This window comes from Bordetella saccharivorans (assembly GCF_045862855.1).
Taxonomy (GTDB): domain Bacteria; phylum Pseudomonadota; class Gammaproteobacteria; order Burkholderiales; family Burkholderiaceae_B; genus Bordetella_A; species Bordetella_A petrii_F.
The window spans coordinates 4,244,494-4,261,859 of sequence record NZ_BAAFZO010000001.1 but is presented as its reverse complement, the minus strand read 5'-3'; the positions used below and the strand labels follow the sequence as shown (position 1 = coordinate 4,261,859).

Here is a 17,366-nt window from a genome sequence, read left to right as displayed (position 1 = left end):
CTCCTGCGGGAGGCGGCGAACCGTCTCCCGCGTGGTCAGCGAGCTGGAGCGCCCCGCTCAGCGGCGCCAGTGGTCGGATGCCAGGCAGACGCCGATCGCCACGCCCAGCACAATCGCCACTCCCGCCGTCTTCCAGGCATGGTCGTGCACGTAGCCGTCGGTGGCGGACGACACGCGGCGGTAGCGTCCCACGGCGGATCGCTCCCAGGCCTCGGCCTGTTCGCGGGCGGCGTCCAGCTGGCGCTTCAGGCGGTCGCGGGTCGATTCGATGTCGGGCCCGCTGTACGAGGCAGTGGAGCGCAGCAGGTCTTCGACCCCTGCCACCAGTTCGCGCAAGCCGCCCTTGACGCGATGGCGGGCCTCGTTCGAATCATGGTTGCGGTGGGAATGCAGGTTCATTGATGACTCCTTGGAAAACCGCCGGCCATGCCGGCGCGGGTCTGCGGATGCCGCAAATGCTGTGCCGCCGCATGCATCCCGCCGGCGCTCAGCGCGGCGAGGCGCGGCTGCGCGCCTTGGCGATGGCCTTGAAGGCGTGCGCGATGGCGCCGGCGAAGGCTTCGTCGTACCACGGGTTGGCGCCGCTGACGCCCACGACGATGCCTTCCACGCAGACACTGCCCCACACGGTGCCATCGGCGGGGCGCAGCAAATGCGGGCGCGTTTCGCATACGGTGTGGCTGTCCAGCCCGGTACGCCACGATATGGCCGCCTTGGCGCGCGCATAGGCGCCGTAGTCGGCGTCCCAGGCGGCGCGGTCGCCGACGCTCTCCTCGTACAGGATGGCCTGCTCCGGTGCGTCGATGCCCGGCCGCGCCGCCGGGTCCATGATCACGATGTGCAGGAAGCCGCTTTCGCCGACACGCGGGTCGGTCATGGCCTGCTCGATCATGGGCATCACCAGGCGCACCGCTTCGGCGGCGGCGTCGCGGTCGGCGTAGGCCGCCGCGCGGCTCGAGGCTTCGTCGCGCATCACAGCTCCCGCGTAGCGCGCCGCCAGGCGGCCTCGAAAGCATCGTCCTGCCAGCGGTCGATACCCGGGGTCTGTTGCGGATCCAGCCCCGGCATGGGGTTGGGAATGCTGTCCGGCGGATAGGGCTCGCGGCGTGGCGCGTCATCGGGCGAGCGCTCCGGCGTCTCCTCGTCGCGCTGCGGATCGCGCACCGGCTCGGCCGGCGGCCGGGAATGGCCGCGCACATCGGCGGCCGGCATGGGGTGTGGCGTGTATATCATGGCAAGCTCCTTGGATCGGCAATACAGGCCCGGCGGCCGGATCAACCCGCCCACCACTGTTTCAAGGTGGCGCGCAGCGCGGCTCCGCCGGAGGCATCTTCCTGGCGCAGCGCCTGGATGTACTTCTTGACCTGCTTCAAGGGAATGTGCGGCGGGATGGGCGGCACTTCCGGGTCGGTGACCATTTCCAGCAGCACCGGGCGGCCCGCCGCGATGGCGCGTTCCCAGGCCGGGCCGACCTGCTCCGGGTCGTCGACGCGAATGCCTTCCAGGCCCAGCAGCTGCGCGTACTCGGCATAGGGAAACGGCGGCAGCAGCTGCGAATCCTTGAAGCGCGGATCGCCGCCCATGACCCGCTGTTCCCAGGTCACCATGTTGAGGTCGCCATTGTTGAGCACCATGACCACCAGCGTGGGGTCGCGCCACTGCCGCCAGCGGTGCGCGATGGTGATCAGCTCGTTCATGCCGTTCATCTGCAGGGCGCCGTCGCCGACCAGCGCGAAGACCGGACGGTCCGGATGCGCCAGCTTGGCGGCCAGTGCATAGGGCACGCCGCTGCCCATGGTGGCCAGGCCGCCCGACAACGAAGCCGCCATGCCCTTGCGCAGCCGCAGGTGCTGCGCATACCAGCTGGCCGCCGAACCCGAATCGCACGTGATGATGCTGCGATCCGGCAGGCGCGGCGACAATTCCCAGAAAGGCCGCTGCGGGTTCAGCGGCCGCGCCGCCACCATGGCGCGCGCCTCGACCGTCTGCCACCACTGGGCCACGTCCTTCTCGATCGTCTCGCGCCAGCGCCGCGCGGCCTTCGGCCGCAGCAGCGGCATCAGGGCCTGCAAGGTGGATCTGCTGTCGCCCACCAGGCCTTGCTCCACCGGGTACCGCAGGCTGATCATGCGGCCGTCGCGGTCGATCTGCACGGCCCGCGCCTGGCCCTCGGCCGGCAGGAATTCACTATAGGGAAACGCCGTGCCCACCATCAGCAGCGTGTCGCAGTCGTTCATCATGCGCCAGCTCGGCTGGGTGCCCAGCAAGCCGATCGAGCCCGTGACGTATGGCACGTCGTCGGGCACCACCGCCTTGCCGAGCAAGGCCTTGGCGACGCCGGCACCCAGGATGTCGGCCACCTGCAGCAGCTCGTCGCCGGCATCGCGCGCGCCCGCGCCCGCCAGGATGGCCACCTTCTCGCCCCGGTTGAGGATCTCGGCGGCATTCTGCAATGCCGTGGCGGCCGGCACCCCGGCGTGCGAAGTGAAGCCGATACCTGTGTGCACCGTGCCATGCTCGCGGGGCGGGGCCTCCACCGCGGGCAGGTCCTGCACATCGTTCGGCACGATCACGCACGTGACAGCGCGCCGCTCCATCGCGATGCGGATGGCGCGATCGACCAGGTGGCGGGCCTGCACCGGGCTCGCGGCCACATGCACGAAGTCGTGCGCCACGTCCTTGAACAGGCTGACCAGGTCCACCTCCTGCTGGTAGTCGCCGCCCAGCGCGGTGCGCGCCTGCTGCCCCACGATCGCGACCACTGGCTGGTGATCCAGCTTGGCATCGTACAGCCCGTTGAGCAGGTGGATGGCGCCCGGCCCCGACGTGGCCATGCAGACGCCGACCTGGCCGGTGAACTTGGCGTGCGCGCAGGCCATGAAGGCCGCCATCTCCTCATGGCGCGCCTGGACGAATTCAAGCGGCTCGCTGGTGCGCCCGAATGCCCCCATCAGGCCATTGATGCCATCGCCAGGGTAGCCGTAGATGCGCTGAATGCCCCATTGCGCCAGGCGCGACAGGATGAAATCCGACACGGTTTGCATGCATGCTCCCAGAGACAGGTTCTCATGGGGACGCGATGCAGCAAGCCCTGTGCCAGGGGCGGCGGCCGCCGACGGCGGCCCGATTGCCGGCCAGCGCGGCGCTTCTTTTAGAGGAAACAGGCCCTAGCTTTCGGAGCGCGAGGCCTTGTCTTCGCTGGGCACCGCATAGCCCGCGCGCGAATATTCTTCCAGGCGGTTGTAGAGCGTCTTGGCGCTGATGCCGAGCACCGCCGCGGTCTGTTTCTTCACGCCGCCGCAGCGCTCGAGGGTGGCCATGATCAGCCGCCGGTCGGCCTCCGCCAGGGTCACCCCCAGTGGCACCGTGACCCGCGCCGACTGTCCGCCGCCGTCCGGGGCGATCTGCGGCTGCAGCGCGTCCGCGCCCAGCACGCCGTCCTCGGCCATGATGAAGGCGCGGCGCACGTAGTTCTTCAGCTCGCGCACATTGCCCGGCCATTCATATTCGGCCAACGCCTGGCGGGCCTGATCCGAGAACTGCTTGGATTCGCCGTACTTCTCGTTGAGCGCCTGCAGGAAGCGCTCCGCCAGGAACACGATGTCGCTGCCGCGGTCCCGCAGCGGCGGCAGCTCGATCGGAAACACGCTCAGGCGGTAATAGAGGTCTTCGCGCAGCTTGCCTTCCTGGATGGCCTGCTCCGGGTTGCGGTTGGTGGCCGCTACGATGCGCACATCGCAGGCGATCTCGCGATTGGTGCCCACCCGCATGAAGCGTCCGGTCTCGAGCACGCGCAGCAACTTGACCTGCAGGTCGAGCGGCATCTCGGTCACTTCATCGAGAAACAACGTGCCGGAATCGGCGCGCTCGAAATATCCTTTGTGCTGGCGGTCCGCGCCGGTGAAACTGCCGCGTTCATGGCCGAACAGCTCGCTTTCGATCAGGTGCGGCGAAATGGCGCCGCAGTTGACGGCGATGAACGGTTTCTTGCTGCGGCTGCTCAGCTCATGCACCGCGTGGGCGGCCAGTTCCTTGCCCGTGCCGCTTTCGCCGATCAACAGCGTGGTGACATCGGTGACCGCCACGCGCGCAAGCTGTTTGTACAAGTCTTCCATGGCCGCCGACTGGCCCAGCAGCTTGCCGAAACGGCCCGGCTCCTGGAACGGCCCTGGGTCGCCCGCGTCTCCGCGGTCGGCCGCGACGCGGGTCAGGATCTCCGTCAGGCGATCCAGGCACACTGGCTTGACCAGGTAATCCGTGGCGCCCAGCCGCAGGGCCTCCACGGCATTGTCCATGCTGCCATGGCCGGTGATGACCACCACTTCGGCGTCGGCATTCGGCAGGCGGCCGAAGATCTCCATGCCGCTGGCGCCCGGCAGGCGCACGTCGGTGAGGACCAGGTCGGGCTGCTGGCGTTGAAGTTGTATCAACGCATCTTTCATGGTTGCGGCCTGTGCGACCGAATAGCCATGTTCGCGGGCGATTTCGGCCAGCACCTCGCGTATCGCTTCGTCATCGTCCAGAACGAGCAGATGAGGCATTTCTTCTCCGTTACAAAGACAGATAAAGGCAGATCGACAGACGTTTGAGCATACCTCGGAGCCGGCGCGCCCGGGCGTGCCGTCCGGGCCCCCACCACTAACGTTTGCCAATATTTGCACATGGTTGCAAATCACTCCAGACGCTGCCGTATCATCGAATCGATCGTTCACCATAGAACACGGCGGGCCGTTTCCGGCCCGTACGAATCCCCGGGGGACTGTATGCACGTTTCTTCGCCCGCGCATGCCAGGCCGGCGCCCCGCGCGTCCGCGCGAATCGACGCGTTCGACGGCATGTGCGCCGCCATGCAGGAATTCGGAAGCCAGCTGGAACGCGCGGCGCGGTCCGACGCCACCGTCTTCATCACCGGCGAGAGCGGCACGGGCAAGGAAATGGTCGCGCGCGCCATCCATGACGCCAGCGAGCGCCACGCCAGCCCGTTCATCGCCGTCAACTGCGGCGCCATCAGCAGCTCGCTGGTGCATGCCCAGCTGTTCGGGCACGAGAAAGGCAGTTTCACCGGCGCCCTCGCCCAGACCGCCGGCTACTTCGAAACGGCCAGCGGCGGCACGCTGTTCCTGGACGAAGTGACCGAGATGTCGGACGCCCTGCAGGTACAGTTCCTGCGCGTGCTGGAAAGCGGCACCTACCAGCGCGTGGGCGGCACCGAACTGCTGCGCGCCGACGTGCGCATCGTCTGCGCCACCAATCGCGATCCCTATGCGGCAGTGGACAACGGCGAGCTGCGGCAGGACTTCCTGCACCGCCTGCTGGTGGTGCCGCTGCGCGTGCCGCCCCTGCGAGAGCGCGAGGACGATGTCCTGCTCCTGGCGCAGCGCTTCCTGGACGAGCTCAACACGACGCACCAGACGCGCAAGCGGTTCTCGCCGCGCATGCTGGACGCGCTGGCGCTCTACGACTGGCCGGGCAATGTCCGCGAACTGCGCAATGTGGTTCAGCGCGCCTTCATCATGTCGGATTCGGTGGTCGAAGCCGAGTTCCGCCGGCGTACGCCAGCCGCCACCGGGCCGGACGTATCCGATGGCACCCTCAAGTTCCCGGTCGGCACGCCGCTCAGCCAGGCACAGCGCGATGTGATCCTGGCCACGCTGGCGCATCACGACGGCGACAAGCAGCGCACCGCCGACACCCTGGGCGTCAGCCTGAAGACCCTCTACAACCGCCTGGGCGCCTACAGCGCCGACGGTCCGCAGTCGCCCGCCCATTGACGCGCGCCGGACCGGCCGGCACGCCGCTTGCATGACGCGCCGCCTCGTTCCTGACGGGGGATGCGCGTGCGCTTGCTGGTCGATTACACCCTTGGAGGCAGCCCGGTCTGGGCATGGCTCCTGACCGCCGCCGTGGCGGTGCTGCTACTGCTTGCCGCCCTGTTCACCCTGCGAGTGCTCAAGCAGCGGTTGCGACGGCGGTTGGAAGCGGGCGCTGGCGCAGGCACCGCCGCCGCGCTGGAGCTCGCCGAACGCACCAACTGGCTGATCCTGATCCTGATCGCGGTATTGTTCAGCGCGCGGGTCACGGGCGTCATCGCGCCCTGGGCGGTGGCGGCCGCGCACCTGTGGTTTGTGCTGGCGGCCCTGCAAGTGGCGCTGTGGGCCGATCGCGCCGTCACGACGGGACTGGTGCGGGCGCTGGCCGGACGGGCCGGGGCGCGCGCGGTGACGGCTGCCCTGCTGGCCCTGCTGCTGCGCATCGTGATCTGGGCCATGACCGTGCTGGCGATGCTGGACAACATGGGCGTCAACATCACCGCCCTGGTGGCCAGCCTGGGGATCGGCGGGGTCGCCGTCGCGCTGGCCGTGCAGACCATCCTGAGCGATTTGTTCGCCTCGATTGCCATCGGCCTGGACAAGCCCTTCGAAGTGGGCGACTTCGTGGTGTTCAGTTCGGTCGCCGGCAGTATCGAGCACATCGGGCTCAAGACCACCCGCATCCGCAGCCTCGGCGGCGAGCAGATCGTATGTTCCAACACCGAGCTGCTCAAGCAAACCATACAAAATTACAAGCGCATGCAACAAAGGCGCATCGTGTTCGGCTTCACCTTGTCTTATCGCACCGCGCCCGACCAGGCAGCGGCCGTGCCGGACATTGTGCGGCGCCAGATCGAAAGCGAATCCGACACCCGCTACGACCGCGCCCATTTCGCCAGCTTCGGCGAAAACGGCCTGGTGTTCGAGGCTGTCTATTACGTCATGAGCGCCGATTACAACCGTTACATGGATATCCAGCAGCGCATCAATCTCGGCCTGCTGCGGGAGCTGGGCGAGGCCGACATCGACTTCGCCGTGCCCGAACGGCGCGTGCGGCTGTCGCGCGAATTGCGCGGTGCCGGACCGCCCGGCGCGGGCCCCGGGCACACCGCTTGCGATGAAGGGCGCGGGCACTGAGCGCGTCCCTTTTTTCATCGGGGCGCATCGCAACGCACGGGAGCGGACATGGCGCGACTGAGAATCTTGATGGTGACATCGGAGGCATTTCCCCTGGCCAAAAGCGGCGGCCTGGGGGATGCCGTGACAGGATTGGCGCGCGCCCTGAGCCGCGCGGGCACGGAAGTGGGGATCCTGATGCCGGCCTATCGCGGCGTGCTCGCCAAGGTGACCGGCGTGCGCCACATCGCGCGCCTGTCGGGGATGCCGGGAGGCGAGGCGACGCTGGCGGGCGCCTTGTGCGGCGAGTCCGGCCTGCCCGTGTACCTGCTGTGCAACGACGCGCTGTATGACCGCGACGACCTGTACATGGATGCGGACGGCACCCCCTACCCCGACAACGCCTTGCGATACGCGGCGCTGGCCCACGCGGCGATACGCATCGCCACCGGCCTGCCGGGCATACGCCAGCCCGACGTGCTGCATGCGCAGGACTGGCACGCCGGGCTGGCGCCGCTGCTGGCGCGCGCCAGCGGGCTGCGCTACGTGAAAACCGTGCTCACGGTGCACAACCTGGCATTCCAGGGTGTCTTTCCGCTGGACTGCGCGCGCGAACTGGGCGTGCCGGAGAGCTATTGCACCGACGACGGCGCCCGCCACTACGGCCAGTTCAGTTTCCTCAAGGCGGGGCTGCGCTTTGCCGACCGCATCACGACCGTCAGCAATACCTACGCGCGCGAGATTCTCACGCCCGCGTTCGGCTGCGGCCTGGATCCGCTGCTGCGCGCGCGTGCCGCCGATCTGCAGGCGATCCCGAACGGCATCGACGACGCATTGTGGAATCCGGCGAGCGATCCGTATCTGGGCGGCATGCGCTACTGCCTGCGCCGGCCCGCCAACAAGCGGCGCGCCAAGGCCGCCCTGCAAAAATCCTTCGGCCTGCCGGCCAGTCCCGATGCCGCGCTGATGGCCATGGGCAGCCGGCTGACCGAGCAGAAGATGGCCGATGTGGCCCTCGAGGCGCTGCCCGATGCCCTGCAGCGCCATCCCGGGCTGCAGGTGGCGGTGATCGGCCGCGGCGAGCGTCGCTACGAGCAGGCTTTCCAGGCGCTCGCGCGGCGCTATCCGGGCCGCTGCGCGGTGCACATCGGCTACGACGAGCCGGCCGCGCACCGCCTGCATGCCGGCGCCGACATGCTGCTGCACGGCAGCCGCTTCGAACCTTTCGGCCTGACGCCCTTGTACGCCATGCGCTATGGCACCGTGCCCATCGGCTCGCGGGTCGGCGGCATGGCCGACACCATCGTGGACCCGGGCGCGGAACAACCCGACCAGACCATGCTCGGCGCCACCGGCGTGCTGTTCGATGGCGACACGCCGCAAGCCATGGCCGGCGCCATCGACCGCGCGCTGCGGCTGCGCGCGCAGCCGCGCCTGTGGCAAGCCATGCAGCGCAACGGCATGGCGGGCGAGTTCGGCTGGGACAAGGCGGCAGCGCCGTACCTGGACCTGTTCCAATCGCTGGTGGGCGGCCCGCTGCGCGGCCAGGTGCCGGCGCCGACCATCCGGCCGGCACCTGCTCCCGCTTATCCGAGGCCGCTGGACGGCATGCCGGTTGCCGTCGGCTACTGAGCCCGGGGTGCGCATGGAAAGCCCCCCGCGTCATGCCGGCGCTCCGCCCGGGTCCGCCGCCGCGCCGGGCCAGCCGCTGCGCATCTACTATGCGCGCAGCGGGCGCGTCGGCCGCCTGGGCGAACAGGCCGGCTGCCCGTGGAATACCCTGTGCCGGCAAGTGCACGAGGCCGGCTTCAATCTGCTGCTGACCGATCCCCTCTGGCTGCGCGCGCCCGGTTGCGCCGACTCCCCCGTGCCGCTGGATTTCGATCGCCCCGATCCCCGCTTCGACGACGGGCCGGAACTGGCTTCCTCCCTGCGGCGGCTGTCCGCCCGTGGCGCCAACCAGGGCGTGGCGGTGCTGATGGACCTGGTGCTCGACCGCGTGGCCGTCGGCCCGCAGGCGGCGCCCGCCGACCTTGGCTGGTACCACGCGCCCGCCGATGACCCGGCCCGCGATCCGCGCACCGCCCTGGCCGCACGCGGCATCCGGCACCTGCGCCCCGGTCCGCTGCCGCCCGCGTTCATCCATGCCTGGAGCGAGCGCCTGGCGCGCTGGCTGGACGCCGGCCTGGGCGGCTTCCGCTGCGATGCGCCGCAGCGCATCGGCGCCGATGACTGGCACGCCCTGCTGGCGCCGCTGCGCGCGGCATTCCCGGACCGCCTGTTCCTGGCCTGGACGCCGGGGCTGGATCCGCAGCAGGTCAAGGCGCTGCGGCACGCCGGCTTCGACGCAGTGTTTTCGTCACTGCCATGGTGGGATTTCAAGTCGGCCTGGCTGGCCGAGGAACACGCGCGCCTGCAGGCGGTCGCGCCGGTCATCGCCAGCGCGCCGGACACGACCTCCGGCCTGCCGGAGGCCCAGGCGCTGCGCGCGCTATGGGCGGCCGCCGCCAGCGGCGACGGCATCATGATCGCGGACGGCATCGACACGCGCCCGGACGCCTACGCGCAGCTCAATGCCTGGCTGTGCGCCATGCCGCCCGGCGGCCCCCTGCGGGTGGCCGGCGGCAGCGATGGGCGCTGCAGCGTGCTGGTGCGCCCGGATGCCGCCGCCGGCCAGGCCGACGGCGGCGCGCGCGTGCTGCTGGCAAACCCCGCCGCCGACGCGCCGGCCCGCGTCGACTGGGACCGCGTCGGCCGGCTGTTGCCGGCGGGCACATTGGGTCACGATGGCGTACCCGCCGAGTTGCGCTTGCGCGGCGACGCCCTGGCCCCGGGCGGCGCCGCCGTGTTCACGGTCAAGCCGGCCCGTCCGGTGCAGGTGCCGGCCACCGGAAGGCGTGCCGGCCCGCGCGCGCAGCGGGGCGCGCGCATTGCGGTCGAGAATGTCGCGCCGGCGGTCGACGGCGGCCTGTTCGCGGCCAAGTGCGTCGTGCACGATCGCGTACGCGTGCAGGCGGACATCTATACCGACGGGCATGAAAAACTGGCCGCGCAGGTGCTCTGGCGCGCCGCCGACGAGCCGGAGTGGCGCAGCGCGCCCATGCGCGAGCTGGCCAATGATCGCTGGGAAGCGCACATCAGCCCATGCCGCGTGGGCCGTCATGAGTTCGTCATCAGCGCCTGGCGCGACACCTGGGAGACTTTCCGGGCCGACCTGGTGAAAAAGCGCGACGCCGGCCAGGACCTGCGGGCCGACCTGCTCGACGGCGCGGCGCTATTGCGCGAAGCCCTGGCGCGCGGACTGGAAGTGGCGTCCGGCGAGGCCGTCCTGGCGCCCCTGAAGGCAGCCCTGGAAAGCGCGGCCGGGGCGGCGCCCGCGCAACGGGCCGCCGCGCTGCTGGCCGATGACGTGGCGGCCGCGATGCACGCGCTCAGCGACAAGCCGTTCCACTACCTCAGCCCGGCGCCCTACCCGCTGTGGGCGGACCGGCCGCTGGCCCGCTTCGCCAGTTGGTACGAGCTGTTCCCGCGCTCGCAGGCCGCCACGCCGGGCGTGCACGGCACCTTCGACGACGTGATCGCGCGGCTTCCCGACGTGCGCGACATGGGTTTCGACGTACTTTACCTGCCTCCCATCCACCCCATCGGCCGTACCCATCGGAAAGGTCCCAACAACAGCCTGGAAAGCCTGGACGACGACGTGGGCAGCCCGTATGCCATCGGCGCGCCGGAAGGCGGGCACGACGCGGTGCACCCGGAGCTGGGTACCTTGCCCGACTTCCTGCGCCTGGTCCAGCGCACGCGTGAACACGGCATGGAGATCGCCCTCGATTTCGCCATCCAGTGTTCGCCGGACCATCCCTGGCTGGCGCGCCACCCCGACTGGTTCGAGCGCCGCGCCGACGGCACCATCCGCCATGCGGAGAACCCGCCCAAGAAGTACGAGGACATCGTCAATGTCTCGTTCTATGGAAGCAGCGGGCGGCGCGCGCGCAAATCATCGCTGTGGCTGGCCCTGCGCGACATCGTGCTGTTCTGGATCGAGCACGGTGTGCGCATCTTCCGGGTCGACAACCCGCACACCAAGCCGCTGCCGTTCTGGGAATGGCTGATCGGCGAGGTGCAGGGGCGCCACCCCGACGTGATATTCCTGTCGGAGGCGTTCACGCGCCCCAAGATGATGTACCGGCTGGCCAAGGTCGGCTTCACGCAGTCGTACACGTATTTCACCTGGCGCAACACCCGGCGCGAGCTGGCCGAGTATCTGCAGGAGCTTTCCAGCGCGCCGGCGGCGGACTTCTTCCGGCCGAATTTCTTCGTCAATACGCCCGATATCAACCCCTACTTCCTGCAGACCTCGGGCCGGCCCGGTTTTCTCATCCGCGCCGCGCTGGCCGCCACCGCCTCCGGCCTGTGGGGCGTCTACAGCGGTTTCGAGCTGTGCGAATTCCAGCCGGTCCCCGGCAAGGAGGAGTACCTGGATTCCGAGAAATACCAGTTGCGCCAGCGGGACTGGCAAGCGCCCGGCAACATCATCGCCCATATCGCCCGCCTCAACGCCGTCCGCCGCGCCAACCCGGCGTTGCAGACACACAGCGGCTTCAACGCGATCGACAGCGGCAACGAGCAGGTGCTGTGCTTCTGGAAGGCCACGCCCGGCCTCGGCAATGTGGTGCTGGCGGCCATCAGCCTGGACCCGCACCTGCCGCAGACGGCCCGCATCGAGGCGCCTTTCTGGCTGTTCGGCCAGCCCGACCACGGCGTCCTGCGAGCCGACGACCTGCTTGCCGGCACGCGCGAAGCCTGGCACGGCAAATGGCGCGACATTCCGCTGCAACCCGAGCAGCCTTGCCGCCTGTGGCGCCTGTCGGCGCACGACTGACTCCCGGGAACCATCATGTCGCCAGCTTCCTCCGCCCCGCCGCACGATACGCCGCTCTGGTACAAGGATGCGGTCATCTACCAGTTGCACATCCGCTCGTTCTACGATGCCAACAATGACGGCATCGGCGATTTTCCCGGGCTGACCGAGAAACTGGACTACATCGCCAGCCTGGGCGTAGACACGATCTGGCTGCTGCCGTTCTATCCTTCGCCGCGGCGCGACGACGGCTACGACATCGCGGACTATCGCGGCGTGCACCCCGACTACGGCACCATCGCCGACGCGCGCCGCTTCATCCGCGCCGCGCATGCGCGCGGCCTGCGCGTCATCACGGAGCTGGTGGTCAACCACACTTCCGACCAGCACCCGTGGTTCCAGCGCGCGCGGCGCGCCCGTCCCGGCAGCGCCGCGCGCAACTATTACGTGTGGTCTGACGATGACCAGGCCTATGCCGGCACCCGCATCATCTTCTGCGATACGGAAAAATCCAACTGGACCCGCGACCCGGTGGCGGGGGCCTACTTCTGGCACAGGTTCTATTCGCACCAGCCCGACCTGAACTATGACAATCCGCAGGTGCTGAAGGAAATCATCTCAGTCATGCGCTATTGGCTCGACATGGGCGTGGACGGCATGCGGCTGGATGCGGTGCCCTACCTGGTCGAGCGCGAGGGCACCAACAACGAGAACCTGCCGGAGACGCACCAGGTCCTGCGCCGCATCCGTGCCGTCATCGACGCGGAGTATCCGGGCCGCATGCTGCTGGCCGAGGCCAACCAGTGGCCGGAGGACGCGCAGGAATACTTCGGCACTGGCGACGAATGCCACATGTCATTCCACTTCCCGCTGATGCCGCGCATGTACATGGCCATCGCCCAGGAAGACCGTTTCCCCATCACGGACATCATCAAGCAGACGCCGGAGATCCCGCCGACCTGCCAGTGGGCGATTTTCCTGCGCAATCACGACGAGCTGACTCTGGAAATGGTCACCAGCGAAGAGCGCGACTACCTGTGGAACGTCTACGCGGCCGATCCGCGCGCACGCATCAACCTGGGCATTCGCCGGCGGCTGGCGCCGCTGCTGGAACGGGACCGGCGGCGCATCGAGCTGATGAACAGCCTGCTGCTGTCCATGCCGGGCACGCCGGTGCTGTACTACGGCGATGAACTGGGCATGGGGGACAACATCCACCTGGGCGACCGCGACGGCGTGCGCACGCCCATGCAGTGGTCGCCCGACCGCAACGGCGGTTTCTCGCGCGCCGACCCAGAACGCCTGCCCTTGCCCATCCTGATGGGGCCGCTGTATGGCTATGAGGCGGTCAATGTCGAGGCCCAGCAACGCGACCCGCATTCGCTGCTGAACTGGACGCGCCGCATGGTCGCGATCCGCCGCCAGCTGAAGATCTTCGGGCGCGGCTCGCTGCGCTTCCTGTATCCGGGCAACCGCAAGATCCTGGCCTATCTGCGCCAGGACGGCGAGGCCACCATCTTGTGCGTGGCGAACCTGTCCAATACCGCCCAGCCGGTGGAACTGGACCTGGCCGAATTCGATGGCAAGGTGCCGGTGGAAATGCTGGGCGAAAGCCCGTTTCCGGACATCGGCAAGCTGCCTTACCTGCTGACCCTGCCGCCGTATGCCTTCTACTGGTTCGAGCTGTCCAGCGACCGGCCGTCGCCGGCCTGGCACGCGCAGGCGCCCGCCCGCATGCCGGAATTGACCACCCTGGTCTTGCGCGGCCGTAGCGGCTTCGCGCTGACAGAGTCCTCGCGCCGTGCGCTCGAGCACGATGTCCTGCCCACGTTCCTGCAGCGGCAGCGCTGGTTCCCCGCCGAGCGGCGCATCGACGAGGCGCGTCTGGTCGACAGCACGCCCCTGGCGGGCGGCGGCGCCGAGGAATACCTGGTCACCGAGATCGAGACCGGCGCGGGCGCCGCGCGCCAGCGCCTGCATGTGCCGCTGGCCGTGGCCTGGAAGGCCGCGCCGCAGCAGCACTATGTGCTGGCCCGCACGCGGCGCGGCGCCGATGTCGGCGTGCTGACCGACGCATCGCTGCAGGAGGGCTTCGTGCGCACCCTGGTGGCCGCGCTGCGGGCCGGGCGCGAGCAGCCGGCCGGCGGCGAATCGCAGTCCACCTTGTGTTTCCTGGCCGAACCCGGGTTGCGCGACTTGGACCTGCCGGCCGACGCGCCGCTGCACTGGCACGGCGGCGAGCAGACCAACAGCTCGGTGACGATCGGCGACGCCGCCATCCTGAAGATCCTGCGTCGCGTGGAGGCAGGCGTATTTCCCGAAGTGGAGATGTCGCGCCGCCTGACCCAGGCGGGCTACGCCAATACCCCGGCCCTGCTGGGCGAAGTGGCGCGCCGCGACGCCGATGGCTCGACCCGCACGCTGGCCCTGCTGCACGCCTACCTGGTCCATGAGGGGGACGCCTGGGTCTGGACCATCGACTATCTCAAGCGCGCGCTCGAGGATGCCCTGTTGCGCGACGCCAGCGTCGAGGAATTCAACGAGGGACTGGCCGGCTACGCCACTGTCGCCTGCACGGTGGGCCGCCGCCTGGCCGAACTGCACAGCGTGCTGGCCCGCCCCTGCGACGACCCGGCCTTCGCCCCGCAGGTCGCGCAGACCGAAGACGCGCGGGCGCGTGCCGACCAGATCGTCGCCATGCTGGACCGCGCCCTGCACACCTTGCGCGGCTTGCGCGACACGCTGGAACCCGGCGCGCGCGCCTGCGCCGCCTGGCTGGACGAACACCGCGACCGGCTGGCGGGGCAGATCGCGGTGCTGGCGCAGGCCGAGACCGGCGCGCCGCACTTGCGCATCCATGGCGATTTTCACCTCGGCCAGGTGCTGCTGGCGCAGACCGACGCTTATCTGATCGACTTCGAGGGCGAACCGGGACGGCCGCTGTCGGCGCGCCGGGCCAAGAGCAGTCCGCTGAAAGACGTGGCCGGCATGCTGCGCTCGTTCGACTACGCGGCGGCCACGGTCAGCCGCGGCGATCCCCTGGGCAGCCCGCCGACGGCGGGCGCGGCCGGCGCGGGCCCGGCGGCCGATGCCCAGCAGGACCGCCGCGGCCTCCTGCTGGAACAATTCCGCGCGCGCGCCGAGCAGGCTTTCATGCAGGGCTACCACAGCGGCGCGGATGACGCGCTGGCGCTGCCACCAGAGCGCGAGCAGGCGCTGATCCAGGCCGCCCTGATCGAGAAGGCCGCCTACGAAATCTGCTACGAAGCCAGGCACCGGCCGGACTGGGTCTCCATTCCATTGTGCGGACTGGCCGAGCTGGCGCGTTCGCTCCTGATATCCGCCGCCATCGACCACGAGGAACACCGCCCATGAGCGACGCTGCCAGTCCTGCTGTGCACAGCCACGGTATCGCGCCATCCGTCCAGGAAGCCCTGCTGGCCGGCCGGCATGGCGACGCCTTCGGGGTGCTCGGTCCGCACCAGCTGGACGGCCGCACCGTGCTGCGCGTGCTGATGCCCTGCGCGCTGGGGGTCGATGCCGTCTTCGAGGACGGCGCCGAGCTGGCGCTGCCGCCGGTCGGCGACGGGCTGTATGCGGCCGACATCAGCGCGCACTGCCGGACCGGCCGGCCCCGCTACCGGCTGCGGGTGCGCTGGCCGGGCGGCGGCGCCGAGCTCCTGGACGACCCTTACGCCTTCGGGCCGCTACTGGAGGAATCGCACCTGGAAATGCTGGCCCAGGGCTCCTGGCTGTATGCCGGGCAATGCCTGGGCCCGCGCGACTGCGAAATCGACGGCATAACCGGCGTGCGGTTCGCGGTGTGGGCCCCCAACGCGCGGCGCGTGGCGGTGGTCGGCGATTTCAACGGCTGGAACGGCCTGCGCCACGGCATGCGGCTGCGCCATGCCGCCGGGGTCTGGGAGATCTTCGTGCCCGGGGTGGCGCCATGCAGCCGCTACAAATACCAGATACTCGGCGCGGACGATGTCACCACCCTGCGCGCCGATCCCATGGCCCGGCAGGCCGAGGCGCCGCCCGCCACGGCATCGATCGTGCCGGACGCCACGCCTTTTTCCTGGACCGACGGCGCCTGGATGAACGGCCGTGCGGCGCGCCAGGGCCCGGACGCGCCGCTCGCCATCTATGAAGTCCACGTCGGCTCATGGCTGGACGACCCCGCGCCCGGGCCGCTGTGGGACCGGCTGGCCGCCCGCCTGCCGGCCTATGCCCGCGCGCTCGGCTTCACGCATGTCGAGCTGATGCCGATCATGGAGCATCCATTCGGCGGCTCCTGGGGCTACCAACCGCTCGGCATGTTCGCGCCCAGCGCGCGCTACGGGACGCCGGCCGACTTCGCGCGCTTCGTCGATCAATGCCACGCGGCCGGGCTGGGCGTGATCCTGGACTGGGTCCCGGCGCATTTTCCCGACGACCCGCACGGGCTGGCGCGGTTCGACGGCACGGCCCTGTACGAGTACGCCGATCCGCGCGAAGGCTTCCACCCCGACTGGAACACCCTGGTCTACAACCTGGGACGCACCGAAGTGAAGGCCTACATGATCGCCAGTGCCCTGCACTGGCTGCGCGATTTCCACGTGGACGGCCTGCGCGTCGACGCCGTGGCGTCCATGCTGTACCGGGACTACAGCCGCGCGCCGGGCGAATGGATACCCAACCGCTACGGCGGGCGCGAGAATCTCGAGGCAGTGGATTTCCTGCGCGAGCTCAATACCGTGGTGGCGTGTGAATGCCCGGGCGCCATCACGGTGGCCGAGGAATCGACCGCCTGGCCGGGCGTGACCGCGCCGGCGCGCGACGGCGGCCTGGGCTTCGACTACAAGTGGAACATGGGCTGGATGCACGATACGCTGCGCTACATGCGCCATGATCCGGTGCACCGTCGGTACCACCATCACGACGTGACCTTCGGCATGATGTACGCCTATTCCGAGCGCTACATCCTGCCGCTGTCGCACGACGAGGTAGTGCACGGCAAGGGCTCGCTGCTGGGCAAGATGCCCGGCAGCCCGGCCGACCGCATGGCCCAGCTACGGCTGTACTACGGCTATATGTGGGCGCATCCGGGCAAGAAGCTGCTGTTCATGGGCGGCGAGATCGCCCAGGAAAGCGAATGGAATCACGATGTCCCGCTTGACTGGAACCTGCTGGACGATCCGGCCCGGCGCGGCATGCAGCGGCTGGTGGCCGACCTGAACCATCTGTATTGCGAGCTGCCGGAGCTGCACCGGCGCGACGCCGACCCCGCCGGCTTCGCCTGGATGGTGGGCGACGACGAGACCAACAGCGTGCTGGCATTCGTGCGCACCGACGGCGAGCATCATGTGCTGGCGATCTGCAATTTCACGCCGGTAGCGCGCCACGACTACCGCATCGGCGTGCCGATGGCCGGGCGCTGGCGCCAGCGGATCAACACGGACGATGCCGCCTACGGCGGCGCCGGGCTGGCCGCGCCTATCCTGGCTCATACGCAAGACGCCCCGGCACACGGCCAGCCGCAATCGGTGACGCTGACTCTGCCGCCGCTCTCCACCCTGCTGCTACGACACGAGGTATGA

At 69.4% G+C, this 17,366-nt stretch carries 11 protein-coding genes; 6 read left to right on the top strand and 5 right to left on the bottom strand.

What is annotated here, in order from left to right:
- Positions 1-57: 57 nt before the first annotated feature.
- From ACKTT0_RS20370 to ACKTT0_RS20350, 5 genes are all read right to left on the bottom strand, one after another.
- Positions 58-399 (bottom strand): ElaB/YgaM/YqjD family protein, encoded by a 342-nt coding sequence (locus ACKTT0_RS20370; protein WP_407851588.1) that lies wholly within the window; start codon positions 397-399, stop codon positions 58-60.
- A gap of 88 nt (positions 400-487) precedes the next feature.
- Positions 488-973: a hypothetical protein gene (locus tag ACKTT0_RS20365; RefSeq protein ID WP_407851587.1), complete on the bottom strand. Its 486-nt coding sequence runs from the start codon at positions 971-973 to the stop codon at positions 488-490.
- Positions 973-1,233: a hypothetical protein gene (locus ACKTT0_RS20360; RefSeq protein ID WP_407851586.1), complete on the bottom strand. Its 261-nt coding sequence runs from the start codon at positions 1,231-1,233 to the stop codon at positions 973-975. The genes ACKTT0_RS20365 and ACKTT0_RS20360 overlap by 1 nt, the downstream gene beginning before the upstream one ends.
- Before the next feature lie 41 nt (positions 1,234-1,274).
- Positions 1,275-3,044 carry a thiamine pyrophosphate-requiring protein gene (locus ACKTT0_RS20355; RefSeq protein ID WP_407851585.1) on the bottom strand — a complete coding sequence of 590 codons (1,770 nt, stop codon included), beginning with the start codon at positions 3,042-3,044 and terminating at the stop codon, positions 1,275-1,277.
- A gap of 123 nt (positions 3,045-3,167) precedes the next feature.
- Entirely contained in the window at positions 3,168-4,541 is a 1,374-nt protein-coding gene (locus ACKTT0_RS20350) for a sigma-54-dependent transcriptional regulator (protein WP_407851584.1), read from the bottom strand.
- 306 nt (positions 4,542-4,847) lie between these two features.
- Between ACKTT0_RS20350 and ACKTT0_RS20345 the strand changes: the two genes are divergently transcribed.
- Genes ACKTT0_RS20345 through glgB form a run of 6 tightly spaced genes read left to right on the top strand, consistent with a single transcriptional unit; the run spans position 4,848 to position 17,366 of the window.
- A complete protein-coding gene (locus ACKTT0_RS20345; protein WP_407851583.1) occupies positions 4,848-5,771 on the top strand; it encodes a sigma-54 interaction domain-containing protein in 924 nt (307 codons plus the stop codon).
- A gap of 60 nt (positions 5,772-5,831) precedes the next feature.
- A complete protein-coding gene (locus ACKTT0_RS20340; RefSeq protein WP_407851582.1) occupies positions 5,832-6,947 on the top strand; it encodes a mechanosensitive ion channel family protein in 1,116 nt (371 codons plus the stop codon).
- 48 nt (positions 6,948-6,995) lie between these two features.
- Entirely contained in the window at positions 6,996-8,558 is a 1,563-nt protein-coding gene (gene glgA / locus ACKTT0_RS20335; protein ID WP_407851581.1) for a glycogen synthase GlgA, read from the top strand.
- A gap of 13 nt (positions 8,559-8,571) precedes the next feature.
- The gene (locus ACKTT0_RS20330) at positions 8,572-11,808 is read left to right on the top strand and encodes a maltotransferase domain-containing protein (RefSeq protein WP_407851580.1); all 3,237 of its coding nucleotides are present in this window, start codon (positions 8,572-8,574) and stop codon (positions 11,806-11,808) included.
- A gap of 15 nt (positions 11,809-11,823) precedes the next feature.
- Positions 11,824-15,162, top strand: a complete 3,339-nt coding sequence (gene treS, locus ACKTT0_RS20325) for a maltose alpha-D-glucosyltransferase (RefSeq protein ID WP_407851579.1) — start codon at positions 11,824-11,826, stop codon at positions 15,160-15,162.
- Positions 15,159-17,366 (top strand): 1,4-alpha-glucan branching protein GlgB, encoded by a 2,208-nt coding sequence (glgB, locus tag ACKTT0_RS20320; RefSeq protein WP_407851578.1) that lies wholly within the window; start codon positions 15,159-15,161, stop codon positions 17,364-17,366. The genes treS and glgB overlap by 4 nt, the downstream gene beginning before the upstream one ends.